This is a genomic window from Kitasatospora sp. NPDC002227 (assembly GCF_040296285.1).
Classification (GTDB): Bacteria; Actinomycetota; Actinomycetes; order Streptomycetales; family Streptomycetaceae; genus Kitasatospora.
The window spans coordinates 95025-114014 of the sequence record NZ_JBEOWY010000021.1; the positions used below are offsets into that span (position 1 = coordinate 95025).

Sequence of the window (18990 nt, forward strand, 5' to 3'; positions counted from 1 at the left end):
CTTCGTGCGGTGCGTGGGGCGCTGGTAAGGTAAGCCTTACTTGGCTCGACCGGCCGAGGCTGGGTGATGTGCGCCTTCCGGCAAGTATCTTGACGTCAAGATAAATCCTAGCGCGGAGTTATCTCGATGTCGAGATAAACCATAATGCATGCCCCTGCACGGATGACGTCAGGCATGCCCTCCGACGGGGCCCACGACCGTCTCTGTCAGCTCCCGCCCCCACCACTCTCTGGTGCCGCGCGGATTTCCTCCACCGGGAGCGCGTAACGCGGGCCGCCCGCTCAGGCGTCAAGTCCACCAGGCGCGGCAGACCGCCGGGCCTGGGCACGGCGGACGGCCGGGCCGGGGACTTCTGGGGGACGAGTGATCGGGACACGTCGACGGCGGTCGGACGCGGCGGGATCGATGGCGGGATCCGTGGCGGGCGCGGCGGGCTCTGCGGCGGGCTCAGCCGCGGGACCTGCTGCGGGCGCGGCGGGCGCGGCGGGCTCGACGGGCTCGGCGGGCTCGACGGGCTCGGCGGGCGGGTTCGAGGAGTTCGCCCAGGTCAGGGGGGCGCACCTGTTCCGGACCGCGCTCCTGCTGTGCGGTGACTGGCACCTCGCCGAGGACCTCACCCAGACCACCCTCGCCAAGCTGTACGCGGCCTGGGGGCGGGTCCAGCGGGCCGACAGCCCGGAGGCGTACAGCCGCAGCGTTCTGCTCCGGACCTACCTCTCGCACCGCCGACTGCGCCGCAGCTCCGAACAGCCCACCCTCGGCGAGTTCCCCGAACTCCCGGCCGAGAGCGACGGCGACACCGCCCTGCGCCTCACCCTGCTCACCGCGCTCAGCGGCCTGCCGCCGCGCGACCGCGCCGTGCTCGTCCTCCGCTACTGGGAGGACCGCAGCGTCGAGGAGACCGCCGCCGAACTCGGGCTCACCCCCGGCGCCGTCCGCAGCCAGTGCCTCCGCTCCCTCACCCGCCTCCGCGCGGCCCTCAGCCCCCGGGCCGACCTCCTCCTGGGGCCCTGACGACCAGCCTGGCTCCCTGCCTGCTCGTTCTCCCTGCCTGTACCCCCGTCTGTTCTCCCTGCCTGTACCCCCCATTTGTTCTCCCGGCCTGTACTCCCGCCGCCATCCACCAGAACGGAGTTCCTCCCATGGAAGACCTGGACCAGAGCGGACAGCAGCTCTCCGAGACCCTTCACCGCACCATGACCGCCGTCCACCCCGAGCTGACCTCGCTGGTGGTCGGCGCCGCCGCCCAGGGTCGTGCGCTGCGGCGGCGCCGACGGGCGGGGATCGCCGCCTCGGTGGCGGCGGTCGCCGCCCTGGGGGTGGGCGGCGGGCTGCTGCTCGTCCCCGGTGCAGCCTCAACCTCGGCCGCCGCCGGGGCCACCGAGAGCCCTAAGGCTGCCACCACGGTTGCCACCACCGGGCAGACCCACGGCACCCCCCTGACCGGCCAGGCAGCGCTGCTCGCACTCTACGACGCGCTCCCGGCCGGCACGCCCCGGCTCCTGGCTCAGGGCTCCCAGCTCGTTCTGCCGGCCGGAAACGGCCGGCAGGTGGCGGTGCTGAGCAGCGCTACCCTCGCCGGAGCCGACGCGTCCAGCGCCCCGGCATACACCGAGACCGTCAACGTCTCGCTCCGCACCGGCTACGGACCGGGCCACGACCAGGGCACCACGAACCCGTGGACGGGCACCCGCTTCAGCCTGAAGCAGCCCCTGGACACCCTGCTCGGCTGCACCCACCCCGCCCCCGGCAACTACCGCGCCTGCACCACGAGCACCCTGCCGGACGGCAGCCGCCTCCGCCTGAGCGAGGACGTCACCGATTACGGCATGACCACGCGGGACGTCTGGCTGCTCCGCGCGGACGGCACCCTGGTCGTCGCCTCCGCCGACCGCCTCCAGTACACCAACGGGCCCGGCTCGCCCTCACCCACGCCCTCACCCACGCCCCCGACCGTCACTCTGGACCAGCTCAAGGCCGCCGCGACCAGCCCCGAACTCCAGGCCTCGGTGCCCGAGGAGTTCGCCGCGAAGGCACGGCGCACGATCACGTCTTACTTGGACGGCGGCACGACCGCTGGAGCACTCCCGCAGGTCGGCCGGAACTGACGGCCGGAGCTCGGACATCCCGAGCTCGGACGCCCAAGGCCGACGCCCCGGGTCCCGCAGCTCCGGAGCTCGCCGCTCAGGAACTCGCTGCTCCGGAGCTGACGACCCGCCAGGCCCGGGGGTGTCGGCTCCCCGTTACGGTGAGGGACCCGCCCGCCACCTCCCGCTCCGGAGCCTCCCGTGATCGTCGTCGACGCCTCCGCCCTGGTGCTCTCCCTCGCTGACCGCGGCCCCCGGGGCGACGCGGCTCGCGCCGCCCTCGCCGCCGACCCGGCCTGGGCAGCCCCGGAACACCTCCTCATCGAGGTGATGCAGTCACTTCGCGGGCGCTACCTCGCGAAGGAGAACACCGCCGAGGAGGTCGCGGCCATCGCGGCCCGGCTCCCCGTGCTGGCCTTCCACAAGGTCGCCCTCGGTCCGCTGCTCGACCGGGTGTGGGAACTGAAGGACAACCTGACCCCGGACGACGCCGCGTACGTGGCGGTCGCCGAATCCCTGGACGCCCCACTGGTGACGGCCGACCTCCGGCTGATGCGGGCCAGCGGACCCCGCTGCGAGATCCGGGGCATCGGCCCGTCCGGGAGCTGACTGCCCTGGTTCGCCGTTAGGACGGCTGGGGCGAGCCCGGGCCGGAACGGGAACCGGGGCCAGAACGGGAACCGGGGCCAGAACGGGGACCGGGGTCAGGCCGCTCGTACGGGTGACACCCCAGCGGGTGACACTCCGGCACGGCAGCGAGGCTCGGCCGGGGCGGGCCGCCACGGTATGCGGTGACCCTGCTCCAGGTGCCCTGCTCCCCGGGCGCCCGTCCTGAAAGGCCGCCGCGATGCCCCTGCCGTTCTCCGTCCCCGCCGCCCTGCTGCCGCTGGCGGTCCTGCCGTCGTTCGCCGCCCCCGTGACCACCATGGACGCGGACTTCGCCCCGGCCACGGCCTTCCTGCCGCCGACAGCGGTCAGCTACGCCCAGGACCTCGTGCCCTTCGGTGCCCACGCCCACGTGACGGTCGTCCGGGCCGGCGGCCGGACGACCGTGCAGCTGCGGCTCTCGGGAGTCGCAGCCAGACACTCCTTCCCCGTCCACGCCCACACCGGGCGCTGCGGGGCGGACCCGGCCGCCGCCGGCCCCCACTACCAGGACCAGCTCGACCCCGTGCAGCCCTCCACCGATCCGGCCTACGCGAACGACAGCAACGAGCTGCGGCTCACTGTCCTCACCGACGACGAAGGCACCGGCACGGCCCAGAGCACGGTCGACTGGGACTTCCGCCCGGGTGAGGCCCGCTCCCTGGTCCTCCACGCGGGCACCCCGGCGGACACCCCGACCGGCACCCACGCCGCCGCCGACCGCGCGGCCTGCATCGACGTGGACTTCTGACGGGGCTCAGCTCCCGACCGGGCCCGCACCCGGTCACTCCCGCTGGGACCTCAGGCGCCCAGGGTCGCCACCAGCACGGCCTTGATGGTGTGCAGGCGGTTCTCCGCCTGGTCGAAGACCACCGAGTGCCGGGACTCGAAGACCTCGTCGGTCACCTCCAGCTCGGACATGCCCGTCGTCTCGTACATCTGACGGCCGATCGCGGTGCCGAGGTCGTGGAAGGCCGGGAGGCAGTGCAGGAACTTCACGTCCGGGTTGCCGGTGGCCCGGACCGTGTCCATCGAGACCTGGTACGGCTTGAGCAGCGCGATCCGCTCGGCCCAGACCTCCTTGGGCTCGCCCATCGAGACCCAGACGTCGGTGTAGAGGAAGTCGGCGCCGGCGACTCCGGCGGCCACGTCCTCGGTGAGGGTGATCCGGGCACCGGTCGACCCGGCCAGCGACTCGGCCGCCTTCTGCACCTCCTCGGTGGGCCATAGCTGCTTGGGCGCGACGATCCGGATGTCCATCCCCAGCAGAGCACCGGTGACGAGCAGCGAGTTGCCGGTGTTGCAGCGGGCGTCGCCGAGGTAGACGAGAGTGGTCTCGGTCAGCGGCTTGGCGCCGTGCTCCTGGATGGTGAGCACGTCCGCCAGCATCTGGGTGGGGTGCCACTCGTCGGTCAGCCCGTTCCAGACCGGCACTCCGGCGTACTCCGCCAGCTCCTCGACGACCTCCTGCCCATGACCGCGGTACTCGATCCCGTCGAACATCCGCCCGAGCACCCGGGCCGTGTCCTTGATCGACTCCTTGTGCCCCATCTGCGAACCGGCCGGGTCCAGGTACGTCGTGGTCGCGCCCTGGTCATGGGCCGCGACCTCGAATGCGCACCGGGTCCGGGTGGAGGTCTTCTCGAAGATCAACGCGATGTTCTTGCCGCGCAGCCTCGGCTGCTCCGTCCCGGCGTACTTGGCTGCCTTCAGCTGCGCGGAGAGACCCAGCAGGAAGTGGAACTCCTGCGGAGTGAAGTCGAGCTCCTTGAGGAAGTGCCGGTTCCGAAGGTTGAACGCCATGCCGGGCTCCTGGGGTTGCGTGGGCGGGACGGTGGCCGGGTGCCGAGATGGGGAAGTGTATACGAAGACGCGCATTCTTATGCACTCCCTTCTTCTTCCCCGTCCCGGACACACGCCCTCCGACCCCGACCTACCCTCCTGGCCCGGGCCTGCCTGCCTACCTGCCTGCTGACCTACCTACAGCCGGGGGTCCACCGGCTCCGACTCCAGTGCCAGGACGGCGAACACCGCCTCGTGGACCCGCCAGAGCGGCTCGCCCGTGGCCAGCCGGTCCAGCGCTTCCAGACCGAGGGCGTACTCCCGGAGGGCCAGCGAGCGCTTGTGGCCGAGGAAGCGCTGGCGCAGCTGGTCCAGGTACTCGGTGTAGTCCGGACCGTAGATGATCCGCAGGTACTCCCGCCCACGGACCTTGATGCCCGGCTGGATCAGCCCGTTGGGGCCGCCCTTCCCGGCGGTGCCGCGTGCGAGCGAACAGAGCGGCTTCACCACCATGCCCTCGCCGCCGGCCGTGGTGAGCCCCTCCCACCAGGCGACACCGGCGCTGACGGACTCCTCGTCAAGGGTGTCCACCACCAGCCGACCGGTCGTCTGGAGGATCGGCGCCTCGCGGTCGTCAGCCGCCACCAGTCGGTCGATCCACGCCAGGTGCTCGTCGTGCGGGCGGACCGCGAGGTTCGCCCCCTCGGCTGCCAGCACCTGGAACGGCGCCAGCCGGATGCCGGCCAGGCCCTCCGTCGGCCAGCAGTAGCGCCGGTACGCGGCGGTGAACGCCTCGGCGTCCGCCGCCCGGCGCCGCTGGCGCTCGGTCAGCTCGCCGAGGTCGAGCCCCCGGGCACCGGCCTGGTCCAGCGCCGAGAGCACCGTGGGCAGCGCCGAACCGGCCGCCGCTCCGACCGCCGCGTACTGACGGCGCAGCAGCTCGACGGCCTTGAGCGACCACGGCATCAGCTCGGCATCGAGCAGCAGCCAGCCGGTGCCCAGCTCGTCGAACAACCCGGCCCGCTCGGCGGCGGCCCGCACCCGGTCCAGCACCGCACCGGTCAGCTCCTCGTCACTGAGGAATGCCCGGCCCGTCCTGGTCCAGATCGCCCCGGGGCCGGGGACACCGAACCGCTTCTCCAGCGACTCGTCATCCCGGGCGACCAGGACGACCGCGCGGGAGCCCATGTGCTTCTCCTCGCACACCACCTGGCGCACGCCGTCCTCCCGGTAGGCCGCGAAGGCCTCCTCGGGGTGCTCCAGGTAGCCCTCCCGGCGGGAGGTCGCGCTGGGCGCCATGGTCGGCGGGAGGTAGGCGAGCAGCCTCGGGTCGAGGGCGAAGCGGCTCATCACCTCCAGCGCGGCAGCGGCGTTCTCCTCCCGGACGGAGATCCGCCCGTGCAGCGCCGTCTCGACGATCCGGCGCCCGGAGACGTCGGCCAGGTCGAGCGGACGCCCCTCCCGGCCACCCGGCGCGTCACTGTGCAGCGGACGGATCGGGGCGTACCACTCCTGCTCGGCCTCGACACTCACCAGCTCCCGCTCGGGGTACCGCAGAGCGGTCAGGCTGCCGCCGAACACGCAGCCGGTGTCGAGGCAGATGGTGTTGTTGACGAAGCTCGCGGTGGGTACGGGGGTGTGCCCGTAGACCACCAGTGCCCGGCCCCGGTACTCCTCCGCCCACGGGTAGCGGACCGGCAGGCCGTACTCGTCCGTCTCCCCGGTGGTGTCCCCGTAGAGCGCGTGCGAGCGGACCCGGCCGGAGGCTCGGCCGTGGTACTTCTCCGGCAGACCGGCGTGGCAGACCACCAGGTTCCCGCCGTCGAGCAGGTAGTGGCTGACGAGCCCCTGGATGAAGGACCGGACCTGACGGTGGAACTCCTCGTCCTCCCCCGCCATCTGGTCCAGCGTCTCCTGCAGACCGTACGAGACGGTAACCTTCCGACCGCCCATCCAGCGTCCGAGCTTGTTCTCGTGGTTCCCGGGGACGCAGACGGCGTGGCCGGCCGCGACCATCCCCATCACCAGGCGCAGGACACCGGGACTGTCCGGCCCGCGGTCGACCAGGTCTCCGACGAACACGGCGGTACGGCCCTGCGGGTGGACGGCGTCGACCGGCCGGCCCTGCTCGTCCCGGGCGAGCGTGTACCCGAGCCGGGTGAGCAGCGTCTCCAGCTCGGAGCGGCAGCCGTGGATGTCACCCACGATGTCGAACGGGCCGGTGAGGTGCCGCAGGTCGTTGTAGCGCTTCTCCAGCTCGATCTCGGCCGCGGCCACCTCGGCCTCGCCACGCAGGATGTGCACCTTGCGGAAGCCCTCGCGCTCCAGCCCCTTGATCGAGCGCCGAAGCTCGCGCTGCTGACGCGGGATCACGTGCTGGGGCAGCTGACGGTCCGGCCGGTGCCGGTTGCGCTCGGCGCAGACGGCAGGCGGGATGTCGAGCACGATCGCGATCGGGAGCACGTCGTGCTCGCGGGCGATCCGGACCAACTGCTTGCGCGCCTCGGGCTGGACATTGGTGGCGTCGACCACTGTCAGGCGTCCGGCCGCGAGCCGCTTGCCGACGATGTAGTGCAGCACGTCGAAGGCGTCCGAGGAGGCCGACTGATCGTTCTCGTCGTCCGAGACGAGCCCCCGGCAGAAGTCGGAGGAGACCACCTCGGTCGGCTTGAAGTGCGCCCGCGCGAAGCTGGACTTGCCCGCGCCCGTGGTCCCGACCAGCACCACGAGCGAGACGTCGGTGACCGGCAGGACGCGGCGCCGGGGAGACTGCTCCGGCTGCTCCGTCGGTTCCTGGTGGGCTCTGGTCTCCTCGGTCATCGGGTCACGCTCCCTTCAGAGGCGGTGTCGGTGTGGGTGGTGTTGGTGTTGGTGTTGCTGGTGTTGGTGTTGGTGATGTCCGAGGCCGGGTCGGCTGATCCGGCCCGGAACAGTGCGAGCTGGGTCGGGGCACCCACCTCCTCGTCGTACGGGCCCACCGGGCGGATGGTGACCGTGTACCCGTAGGTGCGCCCGATCTGCTCCGCCCAGGACCGAAAGGTCGCTCTGTCCCACTCGAACCGGTGGTCGGAGTGCCGTACGTGCCCGGCGGGCAGGCTGTCCCAGCGCACGTTGTACTCGACGTTCGGGGTGGTCACGACGACCGCGCCGGGGCGGGCCGCACCGAAGACCGCGTACTCCAGCGCGGGCAACCGGGGCAGGTCAAGGTGCTCGATCACCTCGGAGAGGACGGCGGCGTCGTAGCCCTTCAGCCGTGCGTCGGTGTAGGTGAGAGCACCCTGCACGAGCTTGACCCGGGCTGACTGCCGCTCCGTCATCCGGTCCAGCCGGAGCCGACGGGCGGCCACCGTCAGGGCCTTCACCGAGACGTCCACTCCGAGTACCTCGGCCACCTTGGTCTCCTTGAGCAGCGCCTCGACGAGCTCGCCCTGACCGCAACCGAGGTCGAGCACCCGGGACGCTCCCGTCTCGGCCAGCGCGTCCAGGATCGCGCGGCGCCGCTGCACGGCGAGCGTCACCGGCTTCTTCTCCGCCGACGGCTCGCCCGCCAGGTCGGCCCCGTCCTCGTGGTCCGTTCGCTCGGTCGCCACAGCTGTCATCTCCTCTCTCACCTCCTCCGCGCGGTTGGCAGACGTGAGGGCCTCACCATTGGTCTTCCCGGTCAAGCAGGGTCCGTCAGCCTGCTCGCCGGCCAGTCCTGCAACCGGTCCGCCGACCGGGCGGCCGGGCAGTCCGGGCAGTCGGGGCAGTCCGGCGGTCGCTTCGTCGGGCAGCTCGTCAGCGGCCAGCTCGGCCACCGCGTTGTCGAGCTCCTCCGCCTCGCGGTCGTCGGCCTCGGCCAGGCGAGCCAGCTCCAGCCTGGACATCGCCGTGCGGGTCAGCGCCCAACGACGCGCCAGGTAGCGCCGCGTGATCAGGGCCAGCTCCGGGTGGCTCACCAGCCAGCCGCCGCCCGCGGCGAGCAGCTTGTCCACCTCGTCCGGAGCGACCCAGTAGTGCTTGGAACCGTCCAGGACGGGAAGCAGTACATAGAGCTGCTGCAGCGCCTCGGCGAGCCGGAGGTCTCCCTGCAGCTCCACCCGGACGTAACGCGAAAGGCCCCACTCGGGGAACTCCTCGTCCAGCGGGACGGGCTCCGCCGTCACCTGCCAGCCGAGAGGTTCGAAGAGTCGCCGCACCATCGCGGCCGGCTCGCTCTCCGTCAGCCCTTCGGCTCCCTCCCCGGCAGCCTTCACCGGCACGGCGGGAAGCGAGATCCGCAGCGGGATCGCCACCTCCGCCAGCGCGGGCCGGTGTTCGCAGACGCCCTTCATGGCCGTTCGGAACACCGTCCGCAGCGCCACCGCCAGCAGGGACGAAGCGGCATAGGGGCGGTCGTTGACGTATTGGGCGAGCGCGAAGTCCGGTGAGCCGCCGCGTCCCTTGCCGCGACCTCGGCGTACGAGGGCGACGGGGTCGATGTCCAGCAGCAGGGCAGCCGTGCAGACCGCCTCGGTGGCCTCGGGGTAGAAGACGTGCGCCTCACCGTGCGAGGTGTCGAACCGCTGGACCCGGTCAGGGTGTTTGTGCAGCAGAAAGCCCAGGTCAGTAGCCGGGCGTTCGGCCGTACCGGTGGTGGAGATCGAGATGAACACCCGTCCGAGTATCGCTGAGCAGCACGAACAGGGGTATCGAGTTTCGTCTCCCACGCCCCTGCCCCCGCTGTCCGCACGGTGAGCGCGTTCAGCACCGGCACCCGGGATTCGTTAACGTGCACGATGTGACTGCTGAAACCTCCACCCTCGCAAGCGGCGCTGTCGCCTCCGGTCTGGCGACCATCGCCGCCGACGGCACCGTCCTCGACACCTGGTACCCCGCGCCGAAGCTGGTCTCGGAGCCCGGCCCGGCCGGCACCGTGCGCCTGACCGCCGCCGAGGCCGACGCCGAGCTCGGCGCAGGCGCCTCCGAGGCCCTGCGTGCCGACGCGCGTCGGGGCGTCGAGGTCGTCGCGGTGCGCACCACCATCGCCTCGCTGGACGAGAAGCCGATCGACGCGCACGACGCGTACCTGCGCCTGCACCTGCTGAGCCACCGCCTGGTCCGCCCGCACGGGCAGAACCTGGACGGTCTGTTCGGCCTGCTGGCCAACGTCGCCTGGACGAGCATCGGCCCAGTGCCGGTCGACCAGGTCGAGCGGGCCCGCCTCGCCGTCCGTGCCGGGGGTGGCCAGCTGGCCGTGTACGGCATCGACAAGTTCCCGCGGATGACCGACTACGTGGCACCGTCCGGCGTCCGGATCGCGCACGCGGACCGTGTCCGCCTCGGTGCTCACCTGGCCGTGGGCACCACCGTCATGCACGAGGGCTTCGTCAACTTCAACGCCGGCACCCTCGGCACCTCGATGGTCGAGGGCCGGATCAGCGCAGGCGTCGTGGTCGGCGACCACAGCGACATCGGTGGCGGCGCCTCGATCATGGGCACCCTCTCCGGTGGCGGCAAGCAGGTCGTCTCCGTCGGCGAGCGCTGCCTGCTCGGCGCCAACGCCGGCATCGGCATCTCGCTGGGCAGTGACTGCGTGGTCGAGGCCGGCCTCTACGTCACCGCGGGCACCCGGGTGACCACGCCGGACGGCAAGATCGCCAAGGCTGTGGAGCTGTCCGGCCAGGACAACCTGCTCTTCCGCCGCAACTCGCAGAGCGGCGCGGTCGAGGTCATCGCCCGGTCCGGCTCGTGGGGCGGTCTGAACGCCGAGCTGCACGCGCACAACTGATCTCCTCTCCTCGAGGCCCGGCCTGACCGGGCCACGCTGCCCCCGGTCCGTCGCATCTGACGGCCCGGGGGTTCTGCATCTCGCCCCGGGTGCTGTGTCCGGCCCGGGAGTTCCGCGGTCCGGTGCTCAGTGCTGCGTTCCGGCCCGAGGTGCTGTGTTCTGGCCCGCGGTCAGGCCGGCGTTAGCCGAGGCCGCCGGTGCGCCGCAAACCCGGCGTCACTCCTGCGGCTGACCACAGCGGTGGTTGGACCGCTACGAGTGGTCCGCCGTGACCAGTCAGGAAGCCGTTTCGTTGCACCAACGGGGCGGCTGGCCCGGGCAGCCGCCCGGTCACTGCCCTGACTACTCACACCGCACTACCGAGCTGGAGGGGCCCCCTCATGTCCGAGCCCTGGTCCGAGACACCCGCTGCACCCCTGGAGTCCGCTCCGCACGTCCTCCCGGCAACCCCGGCCGCGCCCAAGAGCCTGCTCGAACAGATGCAGGAGCTGCTCAACTCCGTCAACGCGGACCTCGCCGGGCTCGACGCCGACCTGCAGTCGTCCGGCGCCCGCGCCGCCGAGGACCGCATCGCGGCCGACGACTCCACCGGCCTCTCGGCCACCGGTTGGTAGCCACGCCCCGTGACCGGCGGACTGAGCGGTACCAGCAGTAGCGGCACCTCCTCCTCCGTGTCCTGCTCCACAGCCGGCCCGGGCCTCGAACGGCCCGGGCCGGGGCGTTCCCGGTCCGTGCCTGAGAAGCCCGCACCACCTCGGCCCGAGCGGCCCACACCGGAACCCGCACCAGCGCCCTCGCTCGACCGCTCCAGAGCCACCGACTCGTCGAACTCGTCCGCCCATTCCGCCGCCTCGGCCTCTCCCGCCTCGACCGCCGTCGGCCCGGCCTCGTCCCCGCGCTCCTTGCGGACCGTCTGCAGCAGGTCCGCGACCAGGTCCTTGCACTCCGCCCCGGCGTCGACACCGTCGATGCAGCACCAGTAGAGGCTCTCCCCCTCGGCACCGCACGCCAGCACCACCAGCGAGTCGGCCACATCGTGGAGCAGCCGCTCAAGCTCCTCCAGCGCGGGGACGAGCTCGCCGAGCTCCGTCAACCGGCCCGCCCGCCCCGCGCCGCTCCACTCGGCCCGCTGCCAGTCGGACTCCTCGGCCGTGCCACCCGACGTCGCAGGCTGCTCCACCGAACTGACGGCATGCGCCCCGGCTTCGCAGAGCAGTTGGCCGAGAGCGCCGACCTCGCCGCTCTCCGTCTCTGCGATCCGGGCACCGATCAACTCGGTGAGAGTCCCGGCCTGCCAAGCCTCCGTCAGCACGTCCGGCACGGTGCGTGCCTGGGACAGGGCGTGCCGAGCTGTCTTGATCAGTCGCAGCGCTTCCATCTCTCGCCGCTCCCTTCGCTTACGTCGGTCCGCCTTCTCAGACGGTCGTTCACGGCGCAAGCGTGCTGTGCGGTCAAGCTCCGCGCAGCAACCAGTCAAAAGCTGTGGATAACCAGGCCCTGTGGACAAGTCATGTCACCCACACGGACGACATTCCAGCGGGATGTTGACCCAATCGAGTGAGCCGGCATCCCGGTTGTCCACAGGCCTGGCGGGATTCCGCCTCGACGGCCCCGAGGTCGCCTACTCTCGCTCTCCTCGCTCGCCGCGCCGTTTCGGCGCCGGGAAGCGGAGCTCGTTCCGCTCGATCTTGGCCGCCAACGCGGCCAACGGATCCACACCGACGGAGGTGCAGAATTGCAGCAGGTAAGCCATCACATCGGCTACTTCGTCCCGCACCCGGTGAGCGGTCTCGGCATCGTCCATCACCGCCGCCGCCTGCTCGGGCGTGAGCCACTGGAAGATCTCCAGCAGCTCCCCCGCCTCCACACTCAGGGCCGCCGCCAGGTTCTTCGGCACGTGGTACTGCTGCCAGTCCCGCGCGGCGGCGAACTCCGTCAGCCGCTCCTGCAGAGCATCCAGCCCGTCGCTCCGCCCGGCCGGAAACCGCCCCGAGCCCGCCGACTCCGTACCCACCTCTCGATCGTTCACCCCCAAGGTCTACCGCACTCGAGCGCACTGCCCCGCCGGCCCCGACGAGTTCCGGCCTCAGCTGTCCGCCCCACCCGCTCCCTGGGCCGGCACCCGCGGAGTCTCCGGCCGCAGCACGCTGTGCCCGGTCGCCGGATCCCGGCGGCACTCGACCAGGTCGATCCCACCCACCTCCCGCGCCGCCTGCGGGTCCTGCAACGCACCGAGCAACCGCACGTCCTCCCGGTCGCACACTTCGCGCGCCAACCGCAGCAGAGCCGCGATCTGGTCGGCGGCGAGCCCGGCACCGAGGTCCTCGGCCAGCACCGTGAGCTGACGGTGCGCCAGCGGCACCTCGGCGGCCGGGTCGACGTCGAGCACCCCGGCGCCGGTGAGCAGCACCGCCGCGAAGGCCAGCAGCCGGAGCATGCCGTCAGAGGCCTGGTCCGCGCCGGTCCGCCCGAGGACGCCCTCGTCGAAGACGGCCATCAGCCGCTCCTGGTCCTCCGGCCCCCGCCGCGCGACGTCCAGCCCGAGCAACGGGTGCGGCGCCGCGGCCTGCACCGCCTTGAGCAGCTTTCCGTACCGCCTGGTGCACTCGCCCTTGAGCCGGGCCAGCACGGGCGAGATATTGGCGGCGGTGCCGAGCAGCCGGGCTTCCGGATCGGCCTTGGCCCACCCGCGCATCTGCGCGGGTACAGGATGCAGCGGGAACACCTCTCGCAGTGCGGTGAGCAGTTGCTCGCTCGCAGCGAGCACCATCCGCTCGCCCGGGGACGAGCCGGCCACCCGGAGCGGGATCTGGCTCGTGATCAGTGCGCAGCTCGGGAAGGGCGCGCGGATGTCACCCTGCCGGGTGTCGTTGTGCCAGGTGACGTTGATCCGCCCGTGCGCCACGTCCTGCTCGCCGGTCTCGACGAGAGTCCGTCCGTCGCAGGTCAGCCACTCCCTGGCCACCCGCACCACGCCGTCCGTCCGGATCACCAGTTCCAAGCGGATCGGCCCGATCGCCGACCGCACCGTGCAGCCCAGGATGATCGCGTTGCGCCCGTGCGGCACACAGCCCGCGAGCCCGCCCCGGACGGGTGTGGCGAGCGGTCCGGACGTGCCGCCGAACCCGTCCAGCGAGGGCGCGATCGCCTCGCCGAGCGCGAGCCGCGAAAGCACCGTCAGCGAGTCCATCGCATTGGACTTCCCGACCCCTGACGGTCCGTAAAGCACGGTCAGCGGTGAGAGCGGCAGGGAGGTCCGGCGGTAGGACTTGAAGGACGTGAGCCTGAGCTCCTCGACGGTAGGGCGGAAGGTGGGGCGGGTGGCGGACGGCGGGGATTCCCCCGTCCGAAGGCCGGGCGAGGCTTCACTGGTCACTCGGGGGACCTTAGCCTCCGCCGAAAGAGGCGAAACGTGCCTTCTCGGGAGATTCATCCCTAAGAGTCCGGATCTCCTCGGAGCCCCTCAACGGAAGTAGGTCGTCACCCGCACCGAGCCGGTCACGGACACCGGATCCCCCAGCTCGGCCAGCGCCGCCGCCAGCCGGCCGGGATCGGTGTGCCAGGCGTTCGGCCCCATCGCGACCACGGCCGCCGCCTCGGCCTGGGACAGGCTCAGCCGGAAGTCGACCTCCGCCTGTTCCCCCCGCTCGAGCCATGGCCCGAGCTTCTCGTCGATCCGCCGGTCCTTGTCCTCGTCCACGGAGAGCAGACCGAGCGCGGCAACCAACTCGCCCAGGTGACGGGAGGTCGGCGTTACCACCAGCAGCCGGCCGCCGGGCCGGAGCACCCGCTGGATCTCGGGGCCGTTGCGAGGCGCGAAGACGTTGAGCACCAAGTCCGCGCAGCCGTCCTGGAGCGGGAGCGGCCGCCAGGCGTCGCAGACCACGGCGCCGATCCGCGGGTGCGCCTTGGCCGCACGGCGCAAGGCGTACTTGGAGATGTCCAGGGCCGCCCCCACGCCGCCCGCCGCCTGCTCCAGGACATGCGTGAGGTAGTACCCGGTACCGGCCCCGAGGTCGGTCACCAACCCGTCGGCAGCGTCGCCGGCCGCCGCGGCCAGTGCATCCGCGATCGGCCGGTAGTGCCCGGCCGCGAGGAAGTCGCTGCGGGCGGCCACCATCTCCGCGGTGTCGCCCGTGCCCGTGTGCGCATCCCCCGGCAGGAGGCTGACGTAGCCCTGCTTGGCCTGGTCGAAGCTGTGCCCCGCCGTGCAGCGCAGGGTGCGCCCGTCGAGAGTGAGCGGCTGCGCGCAGTGCGGGCAGGCCAGATAGCGCTCGATGTCCTGCAACAACGTCAGTCGGTCCTCACCTGGGGGTTCGAACTCCCAGGGTACTCAGCGTGAGCAGGCCGCCCGGCGCGCGCCGGCGCCGTCCGCCCGGGCTCGAACCCGCTCCCACCCTCACGCGGCCGCCCCGGCCGAGGGTGCATCGCCCCGCTCGGCCCTCACGCTCGGCTAGTCAGCCTCGCCCTCCTCCCCGTCGTCCTCGCCGCTGACCTCCTCGTCCTCCGGCTCGTCCACCACCCAGGCGGCCAGCCGTTCGGCCACCCCGCCGACGCCCAGCTTGCCCTCGCGGATCGCCCGGGCGAGGCTGCGCACCTCACGTGCGGTGGTGGCGACCGAGCAGCCGCTCGCCGACAGGTACGCGTACGCGACAGCGGTGGCAAACAGCTCGTTGTTGCGCTCCAAGGCGGGCACCCGGATGAGCTGGTGCATGAGCGCTGCCGCGCGGTCCTGCGGCTCGGGGTAGACGGCGATGTCGAAGATGTCGGCCTGGTGGCGGGCGACCGCCGCCAGCAGCGACCCGTAGTCGGTGACCTGCGGATCGCCCGGCGTGTACTGCTCGGCTGTCATCAGCAGCCAGGAGAGGTCGACCTCAAGTTTCAACGGCGCACGTCCTGCAGTTCGGCCTGACCACGCTCGCCGAACTCGGCGAGGAACGCCGTCTCGTACTCCTTCATGAACTGGGCCGCCTTCTCCACGAACAGCCGCCCGGACTCACCCATGTCCTGCTGGACGAGCCGTTCGATGTACTGGTTCATGCTGATCCCCTGCTGCTCCGCCCGCTCGCGGGCCATCTCGGCGGTGGTGGCGTCCACCCGGACATTCAGCTGCTTCTTGGCCATACCTCAAGCTAGCGCCGAGGTGCTAGCACATCAAGGGCGCATTCAAGCCGCCCCGCGCCACGCACCCCCGGCCACGCGCTCTACCCCCTTACCCCGTACGCCTGCGCGCTACGACTCCCCCTGCACCGCCGCTTTCCCCCAGCAGGCTTTACCGCCACTCGAGCGAATTCGTCCCCCGGGAGCGTGAGCCTGCTTGACGACCCTTCCCATCGAACACTCGTCGCCCTAGAGTGATGACCAGTCACCCAAGGTAACGAAGATCGGTGCTTTCGGTGACCTTCCGTCCTCAGTGCGGGTCGCCCTCCACCCGGCCCGTCACCGCCACCGCAGTGGGCCGCAGCTCAGCCCATTTCCGACTCAGCAGTACGAGCGCAAGTCCCAGGTAGACGTAGCTCAGCACCAGCCGGGCGCTCTCCCCCGGCAGCACGAACTGCACCACGAAGAGCCCGAAGAGCAGCCCCGCCTTCCAAGACAGAAACCTCAGGTCCAGCAGCAGCACCACTGCCAGCACGGTCTGGGCCGCGGTCAGCATCACCTCGTCCACCTGCCGCTCGACCAACGGCAGCGATCCACCACCCCCGCCCGCCGTATACGCCAGAGGGAGACAGGCGATGAGCAGCGTCCACTGATTGACCTTGCTGGAGAGCAACGCACCGAGCCCGTCGTCACCCCGCAGCCGCCAGGCGAAGACCACCGCGACGATCAGCTCCGGCGCCTCCGAGGCCAGCGGCGCGAGCCACTGCACCAGCAGGAAGCGGTCGATCCCCAGCGAGGCCCCGGCGTCCACCAGGGAGGTCGCGAAGGGCTCAGCACAGGCGAAGACCACGCCGGCGGCCACCAGGAAGACCAGCACCGTGGTCACCTTCCGCCGCCTCGCCGGGAGTTGCGCCAGCCGGGCCGGTACCCCGACCAGCTCCTCCTCGTCGGTCTCGCTGCAGCGCCCGATCCGGTAGAGGTAATAGCCGTACCAGGCGATCAGCGCCACCGCGACCACCCACGAGATCTCCCGCGTCAGCGGCATGACGAATGCGAAGAGCGCCGCCACCCCCAGGAAGGCCACGTCGATCCGGCGGTGTGGCCGCAGAACGATCCCCGGCCGGACCCCGGCCCGCCGGGCTGAGAAGTACGCCGCCAGCGCGACCAACGGCCACCCCACACCCACCAACAGCCGATTGGCCCCGGTCATGTTGGCAGCGGCGTACGCCGCGTACTCCGGCCTGCTACCCGCCGTGTAGGCGAAGTACAGGTCCACGGCGTACTCGGGCAGCACCGCGATGAACGCCAGCAGAGCCAGGGCCAGCGGCCCCGAGATGTCCGTCCGCGCCGTCTCGGCCGCCCACATCAACAGCAGCGCGGCCGCCAGCACCCCGATCCCGAAAAGCACCATCCCCGGCAGCGGGGAGAGGTGCACCCCCGCCAGCCGCAACACCACCGCAGGAGCCGCCCCCAGACAGGCCACACCGATCCGCAGCGCCGTCGTTCGCCGACTTGGCGGTTCAGCCGCCGGAACATCACCCGCCGCCGTCCGTACCTCGGGCGCAGCACTCATCAGCCGACCTCACAAGCGTTCCGGTAGCAGCTCGTCACACCAGCCAACCCACCCACTACCAGGAGGCTAGGGCGCACCACCGGCCCGCACCCGCCGCGCTAGACCGATCGGCCCCTTCCGGCCCGCCCACCCCGGCCCGACCCGACCCGCCTCAACCCGACCCGCCCGAACAGCGAAGCGGGTGGCCCCGACCGATCCCGGTCGACACCACCCGCACGCCAAACGAACTACCGAACCACCGAACCAGCCGGGCCCGAGCTCACACCGGAGCCCACGCCCGAGCCCGAGTCCGAGCCCACGCCCGAGTCCGAGCCCACGCCCGAGCCCGAGTCCGAGCCCACGCCCGAGTCCGAGCCCACGCCCGAGTCCGAGCCCAATGGAGGACACCCATGTCACCCCCGCGAAAGCACCGAAGCCCCACGAGACCGCGCTGGCCCGTCCTCCCCCTGCGCCTACTTCGCAGCCGGCTCCAGGATCGCCACGCACTCGAAGTGGTGGGTCATCGGGAAGAGGTCGAAGGCCCGGAGGGAGACCGGCCGGTAGCCGTTCTCCCGGAAGAACCCCAGGTCCCGGGCGAGCGCCGCCGGGTCGCAGGCCACGTAGGCGATACGACGCGGCTCCAGCCCGGCCAGGTGCTGGACGGTCTCGCGGCCGGCACCCGCCCGCGGCGGGTCCAGCACGACCAGGTCAGTCGCGGTGATCCCGGTGCGCGGGAGCAGCGTCTCGACCTTGTCGCACTCGATCCGGACGTTCTCGAGCGCGGCCAGGTTGTGGCGAGCGTCGATCACGGCCTGCTTGTTGGACTCGATGCCGAGCACCGCACCGTCGTCACCTACCCGGTCGGCCAGCGCCCCGGCGAAGAGGCCGACACCGCAGTACAGGTCGAGCGCGTCCTCGCCCCACTGCGGGTCCAGCCCCTCGATCACGGCATCGACCAGGGTGTCCGGCGCCTCCGGGTGGATCTGCCAGAAGCCGCCGTTGCTGACGCGCCAGGTCCGCCCGGCCGCCCGCTCGCGGACGAAGGTCCGGCCGTGCACCTGGTGGAAGTTGTCCTGCTCGTCGATCCGGGCGATCGACACCGGCCGCTCCAGCTCGACCAGCGGGAGCTGCTCACCCGGCACCGGGGTGAGGATCAGCTGCCGGTCGGAGGAGCCGGAGGAGGCGATGATCTCGACCGAGGCCAGGCCGGTCCAATCGCGGGCCTCCAGGTTCAGCTCCGCCACACCCTCTGCGGCGATCAGGCACTGGTCGACCAGCTGGATGTCGTGCGAGCGGTGCTTGCGCAGCCCGATCCGGCCGCTCTCCTGGTCCACGGCGTACTGCACCCGGCTGCGCCAGCGCGGCACCTCCCCGGCCGGGAGCTTGCCGCCGACGGGCTCGACGCTGCCGTCCCAACCGGCCTCGACGGGGGTCAGCCCGGCGAGCTTGGCCAGCTGCTCGGTGAGCACCTGCCCCTTGAGCTTGCGCTGCCCGCCCGGCGTGACGTGCTGCCAGTCGCAGCCACCGCACTTGCCGGGGCCCGCGAACGGGCAGGGAGCAGCAATCCGGTCCTTCGACGGGGTCAGGATCTCGACCGCGTCCGCCCGCAGGAACCGCGACTTGGTGGTCCCTTCGGTGACCTGGGCGATCACCCGCTCACCCGGCAGCGCGTGCCGGACGAACAGCACCCGTCCCTCGTGGCGTGCGACGCAGTGCCCACCACCGTGGGCGACCGGGCCGACCTCGACTTCGTAGCGCTCCCCGGCCAGCGGGTCACCCGCAGGCACCCGCAGCGCCGGCTGAGCGGTCCGCACGGACTTCGGCGGCCGGACCCCCTGCTTGCGCGGCGCACGGGCCTGCTGCCCGCCACGCCCCTTCCGCGCGCCGGCACCCTTCTCCTCGCCGGACGCAGCACCGGACGCAGCGCCGGCAGACCCCGCGCCGGCGCCTCGAGCCCCAGCCCCAGCCCCAGCTCCGGCACCAGCACCAGCACCAGCACCAGCACGACCCCGACCACCGGCCGAAGGCCGACGCTCAGGAGCGGCCGACTCCCCCGGTGCCAGCGGAGCGGTCTG

General features: G+C 71.8%; 16 protein-coding genes. 5 read left to right on the forward strand and 11 right to left on the reverse strand.

The annotated features are described in order from the left end of the window. The first annotated feature begins 405 nt into the window (after nt 1–405). The 4 genes from ABT095_RS20290 to ABT095_RS20305 all read left to right on the forward strand — a co-directional run bounded on the left by ABT095_RS20290 (nt 406) and on the right by ABT095_RS20305 (nt 3483). Nucleotides 406–1014, forward strand: coding sequence for a SigE family RNA polymerase sigma factor (locus ABT095_RS20290; RefSeq protein WP_350530826.1), 609 nt, complete (start codon nt 406–408; stop codon nt 1012–1014). A 128-nt stretch (nt 1015–1142) separates the two neighbouring features. Beyond that, nucleotides 1143–2108: a hypothetical protein gene (locus ABT095_RS20295; protein ID WP_350530827.1), complete on the forward strand. Its 966-nt coding sequence runs from the start codon at nt 1143–1145 to the stop codon at nt 2106–2108. A gap of 180 nt (nt 2109–2288) precedes the next feature. Further along, nucleotides 2289–2696, forward strand: a complete 408-nt coding sequence (locus ABT095_RS20300) for a type II toxin-antitoxin system VapC family toxin (RefSeq protein ID WP_350530828.1) — start codon at nt 2289–2291, stop codon at nt 2694–2696. 238 nt (nt 2697–2934) lie between these two features. Further along, nucleotides 2935–3483, forward strand: a complete 549-nt coding sequence (locus ABT095_RS20305) for a superoxide dismutase family protein (protein ID WP_350530829.1) — start codon at nt 2935–2937, stop codon at nt 3481–3483. A gap of 50 nt (nt 3484–3533) precedes the next feature. On the opposite strand, the gene argF is transcribed toward ABT095_RS20305, so the two are convergent. The 3 genes from argF to ABT095_RS20320 form a co-directional block, all read right to left on the reverse strand. Further along, nucleotides 3534–4535: an ornithine carbamoyltransferase gene (argF, locus tag ABT095_RS20310; RefSeq protein WP_350530830.1), complete on the reverse strand. Its 1002-nt coding sequence runs from the start codon at nt 4533–4535 to the stop codon at nt 3534–3536. A gap of 177 nt (nt 4536–4712) precedes the next feature. Next, nucleotides 4713–7334, reverse strand: coding sequence for a polynucleotide kinase-phosphatase (locus ABT095_RS20315; RefSeq protein WP_350530831.1), 2622 nt, complete (start codon nt 7332–7334; stop codon nt 4713–4715). Continuing rightward, complete coding sequence (locus ABT095_RS20320; protein WP_350530832.1) at nt 7331–9148, reverse strand: 3' terminal RNA ribose 2'-O-methyltransferase Hen1; 1818 nt, start codon at nt 9146–9148, stop codon at nt 7331–7333. Before ABT095_RS20320 ends, ABT095_RS20315 begins: the two co-directional genes overlap by 4 nt. A 125-nt stretch (nt 9149–9273) precedes the next feature. Here ABT095_RS20320 and dapD point away from each other — a divergent pair, with 125 nt between their 5' ends. Continuing rightward, a complete protein-coding gene (dapD, locus tag ABT095_RS20325; protein WP_502884936.1) occupies nt 9274–10263 on the forward strand; it encodes a 2,3,4,5-tetrahydropyridine-2,6-dicarboxylate N-succinyltransferase in 990 nt (329 codons plus the stop codon). A 346-nt stretch (nt 10264–10609) separates the two neighbouring features. Here the strand turns inward: dapD and ABT095_RS20330 are convergent, their stop codons facing one another. The 8 genes from ABT095_RS20330 to ABT095_RS20365 form a co-directional block, all read right to left on the reverse strand. After that, nucleotides 10610–11641 (reverse strand): DUF6099 family protein, encoded by a 1032-nt coding sequence (locus ABT095_RS20330; protein WP_350530834.1) that lies wholly within the window; start codon nt 11639–11641, stop codon nt 10610–10612. A 243-nt stretch (nt 11642–11884) separates the two neighbouring features. After that, the gene (locus ABT095_RS20335) at nt 11885–12223 is read right to left on the reverse strand and encodes a nucleotide pyrophosphohydrolase (RefSeq protein WP_350530857.1); all 339 of its coding nucleotides are present in this window, start codon (nt 12221–12223) and stop codon (nt 11885–11887) included. 126 nt (nt 12224–12349) lie between these two features. After that, nucleotides 12350–13639 carry an AAA family ATPase gene (locus tag ABT095_RS20340; protein WP_350530835.1) on the reverse strand — a complete coding sequence of 430 codons (1290 nt, stop codon included), beginning with the start codon at nt 13637–13639 and terminating at the stop codon, nt 12350–12352. A gap of 87 nt (nt 13640–13726) precedes the next feature. Then, a complete protein-coding gene (locus tag ABT095_RS20345) occupies nt 13727–14554 on the reverse strand; it encodes a putative RNA methyltransferase (protein WP_350530836.1) in 828 nt (275 codons plus the stop codon). 162 nt (nt 14555–14716) lie between these two features. Beyond that, nucleotides 14717–15148: a fic family toxin-antitoxin system, toxin component gene (locus ABT095_RS20350; RefSeq protein ID WP_350530837.1), complete on the reverse strand. Its 432-nt coding sequence runs from the start codon at nt 15146–15148 to the stop codon at nt 14717–14719. Further along, nucleotides 15145–15387: a toxin-antitoxin system HicB family antitoxin gene (locus ABT095_RS20355; RefSeq protein WP_104816130.1), complete on the reverse strand. Its 243-nt coding sequence runs from the start codon at nt 15385–15387 to the stop codon at nt 15145–15147. Before ABT095_RS20355 ends, ABT095_RS20350 begins: the two co-directional genes overlap by 4 nt. Before the next feature lie 286 nt (nt 15388–15673). Further along, nucleotides 15674–16936, reverse strand: a complete 1263-nt coding sequence (locus tag ABT095_RS20360; protein WP_350530838.1) for a calcium:cation antiporter family protein — start codon at nt 16934–16936, stop codon at nt 15674–15676. 452 nt (nt 16937–17388) lie between these two features. Beyond that, complete coding sequence (locus ABT095_RS20365) at nt 17389–18729, reverse strand: class I SAM-dependent RNA methyltransferase (protein WP_350530839.1); 1341 nt, start codon at nt 18727–18729, stop codon at nt 17389–17391. Nucleotides 18730–18990 lie beyond the last annotated feature (261 nt).